The 13,652-nt window shown below is 57.9% G+C and carries 13 protein-coding genes; 4 read left to right on the plus strand and 9 right to left on the minus strand.

Features of this window, described 5'->3' with window-relative positions; genetic code table 11:
• The first annotated feature begins 124 nt into the window (after positions 1 to 124).
• Complete coding sequence (locus NR302_RS18355) at positions 125 to 904, plus strand: L-threonylcarbamoyladenylate synthase (protein WP_258144128.1); 780 nt, start codon at positions 125 to 127, stop codon at positions 902 to 904.
• A gap of 61 nt (positions 905 to 965) precedes the next feature.
• Here the strand turns inward: NR302_RS18355 and NR302_RS18360 are convergent, their stop codons facing one another.
• Positions 966 to 1,787, minus strand: coding sequence for an SDR family oxidoreductase (locus tag NR302_RS18360; protein ID WP_258144129.1), 822 nt, complete (start codon positions 1,785 to 1,787; stop codon positions 966 to 968).
• Between the two features lie 95 nt (positions 1,788 to 1,882).
• On the opposite strand from NR302_RS18360, the gene NR302_RS18365 reads away from it, so the two are divergent.
• Positions 1,883 to 2,785, plus strand: coding sequence for a LysR family transcriptional regulator (locus NR302_RS18365; protein WP_258144130.1), 903 nt, complete (start codon positions 1,883 to 1,885; stop codon positions 2,783 to 2,785).
• A 1-nt stretch (position 2,786) separates the two neighbouring features.
• Here NR302_RS18365 and NR302_RS18370 read toward each other — a convergent pair whose 3' ends face one another.
• Entirely contained in the window at positions 2,787 to 3,428 is a 642-nt protein-coding gene (locus NR302_RS18370; RefSeq protein ID WP_008108119.1) for a hydrolase, read from the minus strand.
• Positions 3,429 to 3,681: 253 nt separating this feature from the next.
• Here NR302_RS18370 and NR302_RS18375 point away from each other — a divergent pair, with 253 nt between their 5' ends.
• Positions 3,682 to 4,599: a bestrophin family protein gene (locus NR302_RS18375; protein WP_258144131.1), complete on the plus strand. Its 918-nt coding sequence runs from the start codon at positions 3,682 to 3,684 to the stop codon at positions 4,597 to 4,599.
• Between the two features lie 57 nt (positions 4,600 to 4,656).
• Here the strand turns inward: NR302_RS18375 and NR302_RS18380 are convergent, their stop codons facing one another.
• The 4 genes from NR302_RS18380 to NR302_RS18395 all read right to left on the minus strand — a co-directional run bounded on the left by NR302_RS18380 (position 4,657) and on the right by NR302_RS18395 (position 8,696).
• Entirely contained in the window at positions 4,657 to 5,553 is an 897-nt protein-coding gene (locus tag NR302_RS18380) for an alpha/beta hydrolase (RefSeq protein WP_036649417.1), read from the minus strand.
• A 160-nt stretch (positions 5,554 to 5,713) separates the two neighbouring features.
• Entirely contained in the window at positions 5,714 to 6,061 is a 348-nt protein-coding gene (locus NR302_RS18385; RefSeq protein ID WP_008108113.1) for a hypothetical protein, read from the minus strand.
• A 26-nt stretch (positions 6,062 to 6,087) separates the two neighbouring features.
• On the minus strand, positions 6,088 to 7,437 hold the full coding sequence (locus NR302_RS18390) for a sodium:proton antiporter (RefSeq protein ID WP_061719793.1): 1,350 nt from the start codon (positions 7,435 to 7,437) through the stop codon (positions 6,088 to 6,090).
• Positions 7,438 to 7,490: 53 nt separating this feature from the next.
• Positions 7,491 to 8,696, minus strand: a complete 1,206-nt coding sequence (locus NR302_RS18395; protein ID WP_258144132.1) for an MFS transporter — start codon at positions 8,694 to 8,696, stop codon at positions 7,491 to 7,493.
• 92 nt (positions 8,697 to 8,788) lie between these two features.
• Here NR302_RS18395 and NR302_RS18400 point away from each other — a divergent pair, with 92 nt between their 5' ends.
• On the plus strand, positions 8,789 to 9,721 hold the full coding sequence (locus tag NR302_RS18400; RefSeq protein ID WP_258144133.1) for a LysR family transcriptional regulator: 933 nt from the start codon (positions 8,789 to 8,791) through the stop codon (positions 9,719 to 9,721).
• 79 nt (positions 9,722 to 9,800) lie between these two features.
• Here NR302_RS18400 and NR302_RS18405 read toward each other — a convergent pair whose 3' ends face one another.
• The 3 genes from NR302_RS18405 to kdpC are packed head-to-tail and all read right to left on the minus strand — an operon-like array spanning position 9,801 to position 13,652.
• Positions 9,801 to 10,310: a TIGR00645 family protein gene (locus NR302_RS18405; protein WP_008109449.1), complete on the minus strand. Its 510-nt coding sequence runs from the start codon at positions 10,308 to 10,310 to the stop codon at positions 9,801 to 9,803.
• A gap of 54 nt (positions 10,311 to 10,364) precedes the next feature.
• Positions 10,365 to 13,037 (minus strand): two-component system sensor histidine kinase KdpD, encoded by a 2,673-nt coding sequence (gene kdpD, locus NR302_RS18410; RefSeq protein WP_258144134.1) that lies wholly within the window; start codon positions 13,035 to 13,037, stop codon positions 10,365 to 10,367.
• 45 nt (positions 13,038 to 13,082) lie between these two features.
• A complete protein-coding gene (kdpC, locus tag NR302_RS18415) occupies positions 13,083 to 13,652 on the minus strand; it encodes a potassium-transporting ATPase subunit KdpC (protein ID WP_258144135.1) in 570 nt (189 codons plus the stop codon).

Genomic DNA, 13,652 nt, shown 5'->3' on the forward strand with positions numbered 1-13,652 from the left:
ATCGCAACAGACACATCTAAAATATAATTAATCCTGATGAAAGATCGGGTTAATTTACCAAACCCTTAAATTCATTGCAGGTAATATTCCTGTATATCCTTTTTATTGCAGGCGGGGTAAATCCATGAGCGGTAAGCAAATAACCTGGAATGGCGGATTACAATCAGAAGCCATCGATATTCTGGCGCAAGATGGCGGCATGATCGTTAGCCCAACCAAAGTGGGCTACATCATCATGACCTCCGACAAAGCCGGACTGGAGCGTAAGTTTGAAGCCAAGCAACGCAAGCGCAACAAGCCGGGCGTGGTGCTGTGCGGCTCGCTCGAACAGCTGCGTTCGCTGGCGCAACTCACACCAGAAATCGACCAGCTTTACCAGCGTCACTGGGATGAAGATATTCTGCTGGGCTGTATTTTACCGTGGCGCGACGATGCGCTGTCGCGTATTCCCGATGATGGCTCAAAAGAGCTGATGATGGATGGCCGTCAAACCAGCTGCTTCGTGATTAAATTCGGCAAGCCAGGCGAAAATATCGCAAAAGCATTGTGGGATACTCACGGGAAATTCTCCTTTGCCAGCTCAGCAAATCCATCTGGCCAGGGAAATCGCGGTTTGGTCGAAGGTATTGGCGAGCGCATTGAAGCCCGCGCCGATTTAATTATTGAAGCCAATGCTTACGTGAAATCCATTCAGCCTAACGATGCCAATAAAGTGCGCTATGAACAAGGCGTTATGGTATCGATGGTGGATAACGAAGGTCGTCTGATTCCACAGCAAAATGGCGAGCGCAAAATCACGCCGTGCCCGGTGCTGATTCGTAAAGGGTTGGATGTGGATAAAATTATGGCGCTGCTGTCCGAGATTTTCCCTTCATGGGATTACCGCCACGGCGATTATTATTGATTTGCGGTTTGGCGAGGTTTTCGTAGGGTGCGCATTCATGCGCACCTGGTTGCAGCCCTGATTACACATCCGCTCCAAACGCCACATCCCGTTGCCCGCGCAGTTCTGCCAGCCGGCTTTCCAGCGCCGTTTCGATATTCTGATACGCCGTGCTGCCGAGCGCTAATCGCAGCGGCATGCTGGGCTGATCCAGCGTGGCGATCATCGCCGTGACACATTTCCCGGCATCGCCGGCAATGGTGAAATCGCCCGAAAAAATCGCCTGACGCAGCTGGCCTGCGGCGTTATCGCGATAAACCTCCAGCGCATCGGCCACATCCAGACCAGCACTAAAATTGGTTGCGGTCGGGCCGGGCTCCACCAGCAGGAAATCAATGCCGAAGCTGGCAACTTCCTGGCGCACCGCTTCGACAAATCCTTCAATGCCCCATTTCGTTGCGTGATACAGGCTGAAGTTGGGATACGCGACTTGGCCGCCTTCGGAGGAAACCTGCGCGATGCGCCCGCCGCCCTGCTGGCGCAGGAAAGGGATCACCGCGCGAATCAGCTGGATTGAGCCGGTGAGATTGGTGACGATCTGACGCTCAATCTGCGCATCGCTCAACTCTTCAGCCGCGCCGAACAGACCGTAAGCCGCGTTGCTCACCACCACATCAATGCGATCGACGGCGGCAAAAGCGCGTTCAATCACGGGCGCGATGCTGGCGGTGTGCGCCAAATCCAGCGCAATAACCTGCAGCTGTTCACCATAGGTTTGCTGCAGATCGGCCATCGCCTGTTCACGCCGCACCGTTGCCAATACGCGATCGCCGCGCGCCAGTAAACGTTCACTCATCAATCGGCCCAGCCCGCTGCTGGCACCGGTAATTAACCAGGTTTTCATGTTGTGCTCCTCATATTGAAAACCTGATGGTAGATCGCTTTACTGGTGGAGATAATCCACCTAATCGCGCATGACCCGGTGAGGAAAAACCACCAATGAGACGTCCTTCCTGGCACGAACTGCAGGCCATCAAAACGCTGGGCGAGCAGCGCAGCTTTCGCCGTGCCGCTGAAATGCTCGGCTTAAAGCGCTCGTCGCTCAGCCATCTGGTAAAAACGCTGGAGCACAATCTTGGCGTACAGCTGTTTCAACGCACCACGCGCAGCGTGTCGCTCACCGATGCCGGGCAGCAGCTGCTCGATCGGCTTTCGCCGTTGCTGAATCAGATGGATGATTTGCTACACGACATCTCCGCCAGCCGTCATCAGCATTACGGCACGCTGCGCATCAGCGCCAGCGATGCCTCGATCGGTTTGCTGCTGGATCACGTAGTAGCGGACTTTAGCGCGCGCTATCCCGATATTCAGCTCGATTTCGCCGCGCAAGGTACGTTGGTGGATATCACCGCCGCCGGTTTTGATGCCGGCATTCGGCTGATTGAGGATGTGCCGCAGGATATGGTGGCCGTGCCGCTCGGCGGCCCGTTGACGTTTGTGACCGTTGCCGCGCCCGCTTATCTGGCAAGAAACGCATCGATTCTTCATCCGCGCGATCTGCTGCAACAGCAGTGCATCCGCCAGCGCTTGCCGAGCGGTAAACGTTATCAGTGGGAATATGCACAGGCGGGCGAAAAGCATGATATTGACGTACCAGGCACGCTGACATTAGACAGCAACGCGCTGATGGCGCAGGCCGCCCTCGCCGGTTTGGGCATTGCTTATGTGCCTTCGCTGTATGTGGAGAAAGAACTGCGCAGCGGCCAGCTGGTGGAGCTACTGGCCGATTGGCGGATGCAATCGGCGGGGATTGCGCTGTGGTTCCCGCCCAACCGACATCAATCCATGGCGCTGCGGCTGTTTATCGATGCGCTGAAAGTCAGCCTGCCGCGCCCAGTATGATTCAGGCGCTGCGCTGCGGCGCTTTGTGCACCATGGTGTAAGCGTAATCGACGCCCATGCCGTAAGCGCCGCTGTGTTCACGCACCAGATCCATCACCGCATCGTAGGTCTCTTTGCGTGACCAGTCACGCTGATACTCAAGCAGCACTTGCTGCCAGGTCACCGGCACCGCGCCAGCCTGCACCATGCGCTGGATAGAACGTTCGTGCGCATCGACGCTGGTGCCACCGGAAGTATCAGTCACCACATAGACTTCATAGCCCTCTTTCAACGCCATCAACGCCGGGAACGTCAGGCACACTTCGGTCCACAGCGCAGAGATAATCAGCTTTTTACGGCCGGTTTTCTCAACCGCTTCAACAAACTTCGCGTCTTCCCATGAGTTCATTGAGGTGCGCTCAATCGGCTTGGCTTCGGGATGGACCGCCAGCAGTTCAGGCCAGATGTAGCCGCTGAAGCTTTCCGTCTCCACCGAAGTGTAAATCACCGGCACGTCGAAAATTTTGCCGGTCTTCGCCAGAGCGACGGTGTTATTTTTGAGCTGCTGGCGATCGATATTCGCAACGCCGAAAGACATCTGCGGCTGGTGGTCGATGAAGATCAGCGTGGAGTTCTGTGGGTCGAGCAGATCGAATTTAGACATGATGTATTCCTCTAAAGTGGTTTTAAATTTGTGTGTTGTGCTGCTGGAATGAACTTTAGAGAAGGCGAGCAGGAAGAGATAACGCAAAGAATTTTACAACTTGTTCAAAGTGTTTTTAGAAGATTGATTTAAATAAATAAAATGGCATTTTCACCGTGTAATCTTCCTTAAAAAGACCCGGATTTAGCGTTGTTCAAGGGCACTGACCGGCGTAACCTGTCGCCACAAAACCTAAAAAATACACCATCGCAAAATGATCGTACGTCCTCATCAACACTGGTTTCTCCGGCTGTTTGACTGGCATGGATCGGTACTCAGCAACATCGTGTTCCGCCTGTCGCTCAACCTGCTGATGTCACTGATCGCCATCTTTGGCTATCCGTGGTACTCCACTTTCGGCATTCACCTCACCACCGCGCCTTTTAGTTTGGTTGGTGTGTCGATCGCCATCTTCCTCGGCTTTCGTAATAACGCCAGCTATGCGCGTTTTATCGAAGCCCGCACCTTGTGGGGCAGCCTGCATATCACCCAGCGCTCGCTGCTGCGGCAGATCAAAAGCATTCGTGGCGTGAGTGAAGAACAGGTGCGGGAATTTACCGGCTTGCTGCTGGCATTCTGCTGGTGCCTGAAACATCGCCTGCGTAAAACTGATGTGCAGGCCGATTTACAGCGTTTGCTGCCGGCCAACTGGCACAGCAAAGTGCTGCATCATCCCATGCCGACGTCGCAGATTTTATTGTGCCTGAGTGAATGGCTGGCGCAGCGCCGCGATGAAGGGTTGGTGTCGGACATTGTCTGGCAGAGCATTGATGAAAATCTTAATCAGCTGTCGGCGATTCTGGGCGGTTGCGATCGCATCGCCAGCACGCCGATTCCGTTCGCCTACAGCCTGATTCTGCATCGCACCGTTTACCTGTTCTGTACGCTGCTGCCGTTTGCGCTGGTGGCGGATTTGCACCTGATGACGCCGCTGGTGTCGATGTTTATCTCCTATACCTTTTTGTCGCTGGAAGCGCTGGCAGAGGAGCTGGAACATCCGTTTGGCACCGCACCAAATCATCTGCCGCTTGATGCGCTGTGCGTCAATATCGAACGCAATTTGAAAGCGATGAATGGCGATACACCGCTGCCGGAACCGCTGCAGCCGGACGCGAATTTTAATTTGACGTGATACGTAAGGTCGCCATTCATGGCGACCTTCCCAACACACGCACCAACCCGACCCGCTTTAACCCTGATTATCCAACCAACGCACATACGCCTGATCCCACAACGCGGCAGGCGTGCCCGCTTTGCCGAGACCAAATCCATGCCCGCCGCTGCTGAGCTCAATCAGCTCAACCGGCACGCGCATGCGGCGACAAGCGTCACGCATCATTTCGGTATTGTGGGGATTGGAGGTGTGATCGTCCTCGGCCTGCGCGAGGAAGGTCGGCGGATATTGGCGCGTCACGTAGTTTTGCACTGACCAGTTGGCTTCCTGAGTCGGCGTGGCGTTTTGGCCCACCATCATCAGATGCGTATTGGTGCGCTGATACGGCGCTTCAAGGGTGATCACCGGATAAATCAGCCCAACGCTATCCACATTCGGTCTGATCTGGTCCAGCGGATCCTGCGCCGGATAGGATTCGAAATCCGGACGCGCCGCCGCCATGCCGAGCAGATGGCCACCGGCAGAAAAGCCTAGCACATGCACTTTGCGCTCCATCGACCGCACCAGACGAATGGCGCGTTGCGCATCCTGCAGCGGCGCCAGATTGCCCGCCTGCCACTTCTCACCCGGTAAACGGTAGCTAAGCACATACACGGTATAGCCGCTGCCATTCAGCCAGCGCGCCACCGGCCAGGCTTCGCGGCCCATGCCGATAAAACGATAGCCGCCGCCCGCCGCCACAATCACCGCTTCGCCGTTGGGATTTTCCGGACGGAAACGCTGAATCGCGGGTGAGACAATATTGGTCCAGGAGCCGTGGCGATCGACTTTGAGCAAGCCTGAAGGGCCGCCGCCGCCGGGCGGATCGTCGGGCCACAGCGGAATGACGTCATCGCGAGCAAAGAGTTTGCCCGTGGTCATTGAGAGAACGGTTGCTCCAGTAGCCAACAAAAAGTGACGACGTGTAATCATCTTGCCCAGTGCCAGTATGCAAAAAATGCCAGCTTCAACAGCTGAATCTCATTATGTGACGCATGTCTGATTTCGACGTTGGCGATTATGTACGTAAATCGTACAAAAAAGCCATAAAAAAACGCGCCTGAAAAGGCGCGTATTCTTGCGATAAAGACAATCAGTCCTGTTGCTGGAACTGCGTCATTACCGTTTGTTCACATTGCGATTGGTCATGACGCAGTTTGCCGCGCTCATCCTCGCCCAACTCCAGCCACGCGCTAATCACTTCCTGCGCGATTTCTTCATTAAATTCAGGTTGCTGCATGGACGATGAAGACTGGCTGGCCGCGAGTTGTGACTTCAGCTTCTCCGTGTAGCCATCTAAATCGCTGGTCTTCTTTTCACTGCTCACCAGATGACACAGCTGGCTGGCATAAACATTCTCTTCCTGATTATTGTCACCGTCGGCAGCCAAGGCACCGGCCGACAGCGACAGCCCAACGAGGGCGAGTAATAACGCTTTCATAATAGGCTCCAATAATTTCCAATAAATCAGTTTTCGTTTTGTTCGGCGCGTGCGGCCTGACGGGCAGCACGCCAGTTTAACAAAGGCGTGACCGTGATGCCGTGCAACACAATGCTGCATACCACTAACGTCAGCGCCATATCCACCATCTGCTCCGCCTGCGGTCCACGCATGCCGTGCACCCATGCATAGGCAATATAATTGATACTGCCGATGCCGCGAATACCCAACCAGCCAATCAGCAAGCGTCGCATCAGCGGAATATCGCAGCGCCACGTGGTGATCCATACCGCCAGCGGACGCACCACCACAAACAGCAGCAGCGCGAGTCCGATACCGGTGAGATTCCAGTGCTGCGCCAGCGTAATGCCCAGCACCACCATCATGCCCGCCGCCAGCAAGCGCTCGATAGTATCACCAAAGGAGAGCGCATCGCCGATCACCAAACCCACCGATTTCACCATGCCGCTGCTGCCCTGCGCCATGCGCTGACCGGTATTAACGCGCGCTTCTGCCGGTAAGAAGCGCTCCTCTTCAGACATCTCATCTTGCGGATAGTGCTTCACCACGCGCAATTCCGCGCGACGTAACCCGACGCCGGCCGCAAAGGTGGCGAGGAAGCCCGACGCATCAACCGACTGCGCGGCGGCATAGCTCAACGCAATCAGCGCCAGTGCGAACAGATCGTTGGGTGCCACATCCTGATTGGCGGTACGTAAATGCGTCGCCAACTGGCCGATCAGCCAACCCAGCGCAAAGCCGATTCCCAGTCCGCCGCCAATCGCCCACAGCGCATCTTTGGCGAACCATTCGCCCAGCGCAGCGGTGCTCAATTCGCCCGGCTGCAACAGCAAAATCGCCAGCATCAGCAGCGGTAGCGCGGAACCGTCGTTCATGCCCGCTTCGCTGGAGAGCGCCACGCGCAGGGCGTCGTCGTCACGCGCATCATTCACGGAAATCAGGCTGGCGAGCACCGGATCGGTCGGCGCAACAATGGCACCAAACGCCAGCGACATCGCCCAGTCAAAGCCAGTGATCCAGTGCACCAGCAGCGTCATGCCGCCGACGGTAAGCAGCATCGCCGGAAACGCCAGCCTGACGCCAATCCGCCAGGCATGCGCGTTGAGCGGCAAGCGCAGTTTCAGCCCGGTGATAAACAGCGAGGCCGCCATGGCGATTTCGGTGAGATGCGCGGCGAGATTGGCGTGACCGATGATGTCGACTTGCAGCAGATTGAGCATCCACGGGCCACACAGGATGCCCGCGAACAGGTAGAGACCAAATGAGGTCACTGGCCCACGGTGAATCCACCCGGAAGCCAGTGACATAAGAAGTAGCAGACCGCCGGTGGCGGCGGTCCAGGCCAGGAAATTCATAACGCTCCGTTTTTAAATAACATTCTCCCTTAAGCCTGGCACATGTTAGGCGATCAGTTTTTCAGATGACGGCTGGCGAGGCGAATCATCAGGGCAAGCGCAGCGGCCAATGTTGAGAGTGCCACCACGCCGGTCCAGCCCCAATGTGCCAGCGCCAGGCTTCCCAGCGCCGCACCGGTTGCCATGCCGATAAACACCACGGTAAACATCAAGGCGTTAAGGCGGCTGCGTGCTTCCGGCGCCAGGCTGTAAACCAGCGTCTGATGCGCCACCAGCGTGGCCTGCACACCCAAATCAAAACCGATGGTGCTGATGATAATCAGACCCAGCTGAGCCGGCAACGGCAGCAGCGGCAACAAGAACATCAGCGCAAATGACACCATCACCAGCGTGGCACCGTACTGCGTAACACGCGCTGGACCGATGCGATCCGCCACGCTACCGGCTAACGGCGCGGCTAGAGCACCTGCGGCGCCCGCAAGACCGAATGCCCCGGCGACGGCGCTGTCCAGATGGAAGTTTTGACTGAGCATCAACGCCAGCGTTGACCAGAAGGCGCTAAAGCCCACCGACAACAAACCTTGCGCCAGCGCGGCGCGGCGCAGCGTTTGGTGGTGCTGCCACAGATGCGCCAGCGACAGCAGCAAACGCGGATAGCTCACCGAGGTGCCCGGCGTAAAGCGCGGCAGCACGCGCCACAGCGCAACGCTTATCAGCAACACCGCGACCGCCGCAATCATGTACATGGTGCGCCAGCCGAAATACTCCGCCACTACGCCGCTCACCACGCGTGACAGCAAAATCCCCACCAGCAATCCCGTCATCACCGTGCCGACGGTTTTGCCACGACTGCGCTCCGGCGCTAACGCCGCTGACGCTGGCACGATGTCCTGCGCCACGGTGGCGGTTAAACCGGTTACGAAGCTGGCGATCAGTAAGGCATTCAATCCGCCCGAGAAGCCACACAGCAGCAGCGCAGCAACCAGCAACAAGCCCTTAATCAGAATAATGGTGCGACGATCGTGACGGTCGCCGAGCGGGGCCAGCAGCAAAATCCCCAGCGCGTAACCGGCTTGCGTCAGCATTGGCACCATGCCGACGCTGCCGATCCCGACGTTGAACTGTTTGCTGATGATATCCAGCATCGGCTGGCTGTAATAAATCGATGCAACGCTGAGTCCGGCACCGGCTGCGAGCGTGAAGACCAGCGGCGCGGGCAGTTTTTCAGCTGGCATGGCTGACGTTGAGATGGCTGACATAGTGGATTCCCCCGTGAATGTGCGCTTATTAAAGCGCGTCGCCGCCATACGCGGTAGACTGCTCAAACACAGAACTGTTATGCGTGGTGCGTATGAACAACATCTCCAGCCTGGATCGCATCGAACTGATGCAGACCTTTATCCGCATCGTCGAGAGCGGATCGCTGTCAGCCGCAGCCACCCAACTCGGTACCACGCAGCCCACCATCAGCCGTCGCCTGCAGGCGCTTGAGCAGCGGCTCGGTCTCAAACTGATTATGCGCACCACGCATGCGCTGAAACTTACCGACGATGGCGAGCGCTGTTATGCGCAGGCGCGTCAGTTGGTGGCGACCTGGCATGCGCTGGAGGATGATCTCACCGGCGCCAGCGACGACCCGATTGGCACGCTGCGCGTGCGGGCGCCGCATGCGTTTGGGCAGGATCAGCTGATTGAACCGCTGATTGATTATCTGCATCGCTATCCACGCTTAAACGTGGAGTGGACGCTGAATGACCGCACGCCAGACTTCATCAGCGAAAACATCGACTGCGCGATTCAGGTGGGTGCGCCCAGCGATGCGTCTATCGTGGCGGTGTTATTGGCGGAAGTGCCGCGCTTTGTGGTGGCGGCACCGTCGCTGCTGGCCGCGCATCCGCCGGTTGAAGAGGTTTCGCAGCTCACCAATCTGCCGTGGCTGGCGCTGACCAGCTTTTATCGCAACGAAATTGCCTTGCAGCGTATTAGCGATGGTCAGCCGCTGAATCTGGCGATTGCGCCGCGTCTCGCCAGCGACAGTTTGTACGCGGTGCGCAAAGCGGCCATTGCGGGCATGGGCGCGGCGGTGGTGTCGTCGTGGGTGGTACAGGAGGATTTGGCGAAAGGGGATTTGATTCAGCTGCTGCCGGAGTGGCAAGCGCCGCCGCTGCCGGTGTGGCTGACTTATCCGTGGGCCAGCTATTATCCGGCGCGGTTACAGAAGTTTTTCGCCATGATTCGGGAAGTGATGCCGAAGTTAGCGGGAGCGCAGCCGCCAACGCGGTAGCGGAAATGAAAAGGTCGCCATAAATGGCGACCCTACGCGATGGTTTTGTAGGGTCGCCATTTATGGCGACCTGGATTCATCACATCTTCACCGCTTTCTTATCCCCCTTCGACATATTATCCAGCCAGCCCATCACAAAGGCCGACAGCACAAACGTCAGGTGGATAATCACGTACCACATCAGCTTTTCATTCTCGATGTTGCGCGCGTCCATAAAGATACGCAGCAGGTGAATCGATGAAATCGCCACAATCGAGGCCGCCACTTTGTTTTTCAACGAGCCGGAGTCCATTTTACCGAGCCAGCTCAGCTTCTCTCTGTGCTCATCAATATCCAGCTTGGAGACAAAGTTCTCGTAACCCGAGAGCATCACCATCACCAGCAAGCCGCCGACCAGCGTCATATCCACCAGCGATAGCAGCAACAGAATCAAATCGTTCTCCGCGATGGTGAAGACGTGCGGCAACAGGTGAAAAATTTCCTGGAAGAATTTGATGGTCAGCGCCAGCAGGCCCAACGAAAGTCCCATGTAAACCGGAGCCAGCAGCCAGCGCGATGAATACATCAGGTTTTCGATAAAACGTTCCATAAGTTCCCATTAATCAACAAACAAGTGGGCGAGTATAACCGAACTTATGTGAAGTTATTTCAGCCCTTCTTCAGAAATTTCCGGTGCGGCGGGCAGCGGCAATGACAAACGGAACACCGCGCCGCCTTCCGGCCGATTCTCCGCCCAGATGCGCCCGCGATGGGATTCGATAATGGTTTTACCGATCGCCAACCCCAATCCGACGCCCGGCACCGCTGACTCTTTATCGCCGCGCGCAAACTTGTCAAAAATACGCGTGAGGTTCTCCGGCGCGATGCCGGGACCGCTGTCCCACACCGCGATCTCCAGCCGATCGCGATCGCGCCACGCCCGAATACCGTGCTGCGCCGCGTTGCCCGCGTATTTCAGGCTGTTTTCGATCAGATTGGTAAACACCCGTTCCAGCATGGCGCTGTCGCCTTTGATCAGTACCATATCGGGCAAGTCGAGCATAAATTCATGGCCCTTCAGCGACGGGCCCATGCTGCTCAGCGCGCCGCCAATCACCTCATCCAGCGCCACCCACTCTTCGCGCAGATTGAGTCCACCTGATTGAATGCGCGCCATATCCAGCATGTTGCTCACCAGCCGGATGGTGCTCAGCGTCTGTTCGCGAATCTGATTGGCCTGGCCGACATACTTCGACTCTTCGCTGGCCAGATCGAGCATCAGCATTTCTGCCTGACCAAACAGCACCGTCAGCGGCGTACGCAGGTCGTGCGACAGCGCCGACAGCAGCGCATTGCGCAGCTGCTCGCGCTCGGCGGCCAGCCGCGATGCGGCTTCACTGTGCGATAGCGCCATGCGTTCCAGCGCGTTGGCGATCAGCACGGTGAAGGTTTCCAGTAAACGCTGCTGTTCGGGAATCATCAGCTGGCGCAGGTTTTCCGGTTCTACCACCAGCAAGCCGCGACAGTGATTGCCACTTTTCAGCGGCAGAATCTGGTACGGCACCGCAGGCAAGGTATCGGTGCCCGCGCCCGCCGGTTGGCCTTTGCTGTAACTCCATTTAGCGATGGCCAGATCCGGCGGCGTACCAATCGCCGTGTCGCCCACGGTTTGCAGCTCGCCCTGTTCATCCGGCAGCAGCAGCAAACTGCGCGCCTGCAAGGTGACATCAATGATGCGCTGGCTGGTGCTGGCGATATCCTGCGGCGTCAGGTCGCTGCCGAGCGCTTTCGCCATCTCATATAGATGCCGCGCGCGCTGTTCTCGATAGCGCGCCACTTTGGCCTGATAGCGCACGCCAGCGGTGAGATTCCCGACAATCACGCCCACCGCCAGCATCACCGCGAAGGTCACCAGATACTGCAAATCCGACACCGCAACGGTGCCGGTCGGCGCGACAAAGAACAGGTCGAAGGCGATGATGTTGATCACCGTGGCGAATACCGATGGCCAGCGGCCATAGCGCAGCGCCACCAGCACCACCGCCAGCAGATAAATCATCACGCTGTTGGCGGGATCAAACTCAACCAGCAGCCAGCGTCCAACGCCGGTGACCAAAATGCACAGCAGCAGCGCCATCAAGCAGCCGCGCAGATAGAGCCGCCATTTTTCGCTGCTGGCACGCTGGCCGCTGAGTGGATGCGGCGCATCGCGCACCGGTTCATCCAGCGCCACCACCAATAAATCGAGATCCGGGCCGAGTTCGCCGAGGCGCTGGGCAAAGCTGTCGCGCCGCCAGCGCCGTTGCGGCTGGCGACCGGTTACGATTTTGCCGAGATTGTGCTCGCGCGCGTAGCGCAGCACCGCGCGTGCTTCATCGGGATCGGAGAGCGTGGCGGTTTCCGCGCCAAGTTCCTGCGCCAGCTGCAGCGTACGCAGGATGGCGCGACGACGCGCTTCCGGCAGCCGATTGAGGCGCGGCGTTTCGACATACACCGCGTGCCATTCGCTGCCAAGTCGCGCCGCTAAACGTGCGGCGGTGCGCACCAGCTTTTCGCTGCCGGTATCGTCACCGATGCACAGCAGAATGGCATCACGCGTATGCCACACTTTGTCGCGGCCTTGCTGATCGCGCCAGGCGCGCATCTGGTCATCCACGCGATCGGCGGTGCGGCGCAGCGCCAGCTCGCGCAGCGCGAACAGATTGCCTTTACGGAAGAAGTTTTCGATGGCGCGTTCGGCGCGGTCGCCGACGTAGACTTTGCCCTCTTTCAGCCGCTGGCGCAGATCGTCCGGCGGCAGATCCACCAGCACCACTTCGTCGGCGCTATCGAAGAAGGGATCGGGCACGGTTTCACGCACCTGAATGCCGGTGACGCCGCCGACCACATCATTCAGGCTTTCCAGATGCTGCACGTTAACGGTGGTGATGACGTCGATGCCCGCTTCGAGCAGCTCTTCAATGTCCTGCCAGCGCTTGGGATGGCGCGAACCCTGCACGTTGGTGTGCGCCAGCTCATCCATCAGGATCACCGCCGGATGACGCGCTAATGCCGCATCGAGATCGAATTCAGCATGACGTGAACGCCCAGTGGCACGACGTGGTAACAGCGCCAGCCCGTTGAGCAGCGCGGCGGTCTCTGCGCGATCGTGGGTTTCCACCACGCCAGCGAGCACGTCGAGGCCTTGCGCGCGCAGACGCTGCGCCTCCTGCAGCATGGCGAAGGTTTTTCCCACGCCCGCGCAGGCGCCGAAGTAGATTTTCAGCTTACCGCGATGGCTGTCGCTGTGGTTTAGCAGTAGCGCATCGGGATCGGGGCGGGCAATTTCGTCGTTCATCGATCGTCCATTGAAAACGGTCGCCATTAATGGCGACCCTACGGTTTATTGCAAATCATCCAGCGCCAGATTGAGGCGCAGCACGTTTACCGTCTCTTCGCCGACAAACGGCAACAGCGGGCGTTCGGTATGGCGCACAATCAGCGCCTCAACATCCGTCAGCGCCATATTGCGCGCGGCGGCGATGCGCGGTGCCTGCCACAACGCGGCTTCTGGCGAAATGTCCGGATCTAATCCGCTCGCCGACGCGGTCACTAACTCCACCGGTACTGCTTTGGGTGCTTGTGGATTAGCCGCACGCAGCGCGGCGACGCGTTCCGCCACCGCTTTGTCCAGTGCCGGATTGCTGCCTGCCAGATTGCTGCCGCTTGAGGCCAGCGCATTATAAGGCGCATCGCCGGTCGCGGAAGGTCGGCCCCAAAAGTGGCCCGACTGATTAAATGCCTGGCCGATCTGCTCGGAACCGCGTACCGCACCATCCTGCTCAATCAGCGAACCGTTGGCCTGTGATGGGAACCACCATTGCGCCAGACCGGTAGTGAGCAGCGGATAGACCGCGCCGGTGAGCAGCGTAAGCACTATTAACAATACAATAGCCGGACGTAACTGACTCAT

It is taken from the genome of Pantoea sp. SOD02, from assembly GCF_024707505.1.
Classification (GTDB): domain Bacteria; phylum Pseudomonadota; class Gammaproteobacteria; order Enterobacterales; family Enterobacteriaceae; genus Pantoea; species Pantoea symbiotica.

What these genes read in the sequence shown, in the direction of transcription:
- NR302_RS18395 (WP_258144132.1), bottom strand. Translation starts at nt 8,696, where the DNA reads ATGTCAGCCATCTCAACGTCAGCCATGCCAGCTGAAAAACTGCCCGCG.
- kdpD (WP_258144134.1), bottom strand. Translation starts at nt 13,037, where the DNA reads ATGAACGACGAAATTGCCCGCCCCGATCCCGATGCGCTACTGCTAAAC.
- NR302_RS18380 (WP_036649417.1), bottom strand. Translation starts at nt 5,553, where the DNA reads ATGATTACACGTCGTCACTTTTTGTTGGCTACTGGAGCAACCGTTCTC.
- NR302_RS18385 (WP_008108113.1), bottom strand. Translation starts at nt 6,061, where the DNA reads ATGAAAGCGTTATTACTCGCCCTCGTTGGGCTGTCGCTGTCGGCCGGT.
- NR302_RS18370 (WP_008108119.1), bottom strand. Translation starts at nt 3,428, where the DNA reads ATGTCTAAATTCGATCTGCTCGACCCACAGAACTCCACGCTGATCTTC.
- NR302_RS18400 (WP_258144133.1), top strand. Translation starts at nt 8,789, where the DNA reads ATGAACAACATCTCCAGCCTGGATCGCATCGAACTGATGCAGACCTTT.
- NR302_RS18355 (WP_258144128.1), top strand. Translation starts at nt 125, where the DNA reads ATGAGCGGTAAGCAAATAACCTGGAATGGCGGATTACAATCAGAAGCC.
- NR302_RS18360 (WP_258144129.1), bottom strand. Translation starts at nt 1,787, where the DNA reads ATGAAAACCTGGTTAATTACCGGTGCCAGCAGCGGGCTGGGCCGATTG.
- kdpC (WP_258144135.1), bottom strand. Translation starts at nt 13,652, where the DNA reads ATGAGTCAGTTACGTCCGGCTATTGTATTGTTAATAGTGCTTACGCTG.
- NR302_RS18375 (WP_258144131.1), top strand. Translation starts at nt 3,682, where the DNA reads ATGATCGTACGTCCTCATCAACACTGGTTTCTCCGGCTGTTTGACTGG.
- NR302_RS18405 (WP_008109449.1), bottom strand. Translation starts at nt 10,310, where the DNA reads ATGGAACGTTTTATCGAAAACCTGATGTATTCATCGCGCTGGCTGCTG.
- NR302_RS18390 (WP_061719793.1), bottom strand. Translation starts at nt 7,437, where the DNA reads ATGAATTTCCTGGCCTGGACCGCCGCCACCGGCGGTCTGCTACTTCTT.
- NR302_RS18365 (WP_258144130.1), top strand. Translation starts at nt 1,883, where the DNA reads ATGAGACGTCCTTCCTGGCACGAACTGCAGGCCATCAAAACGCTGGGC.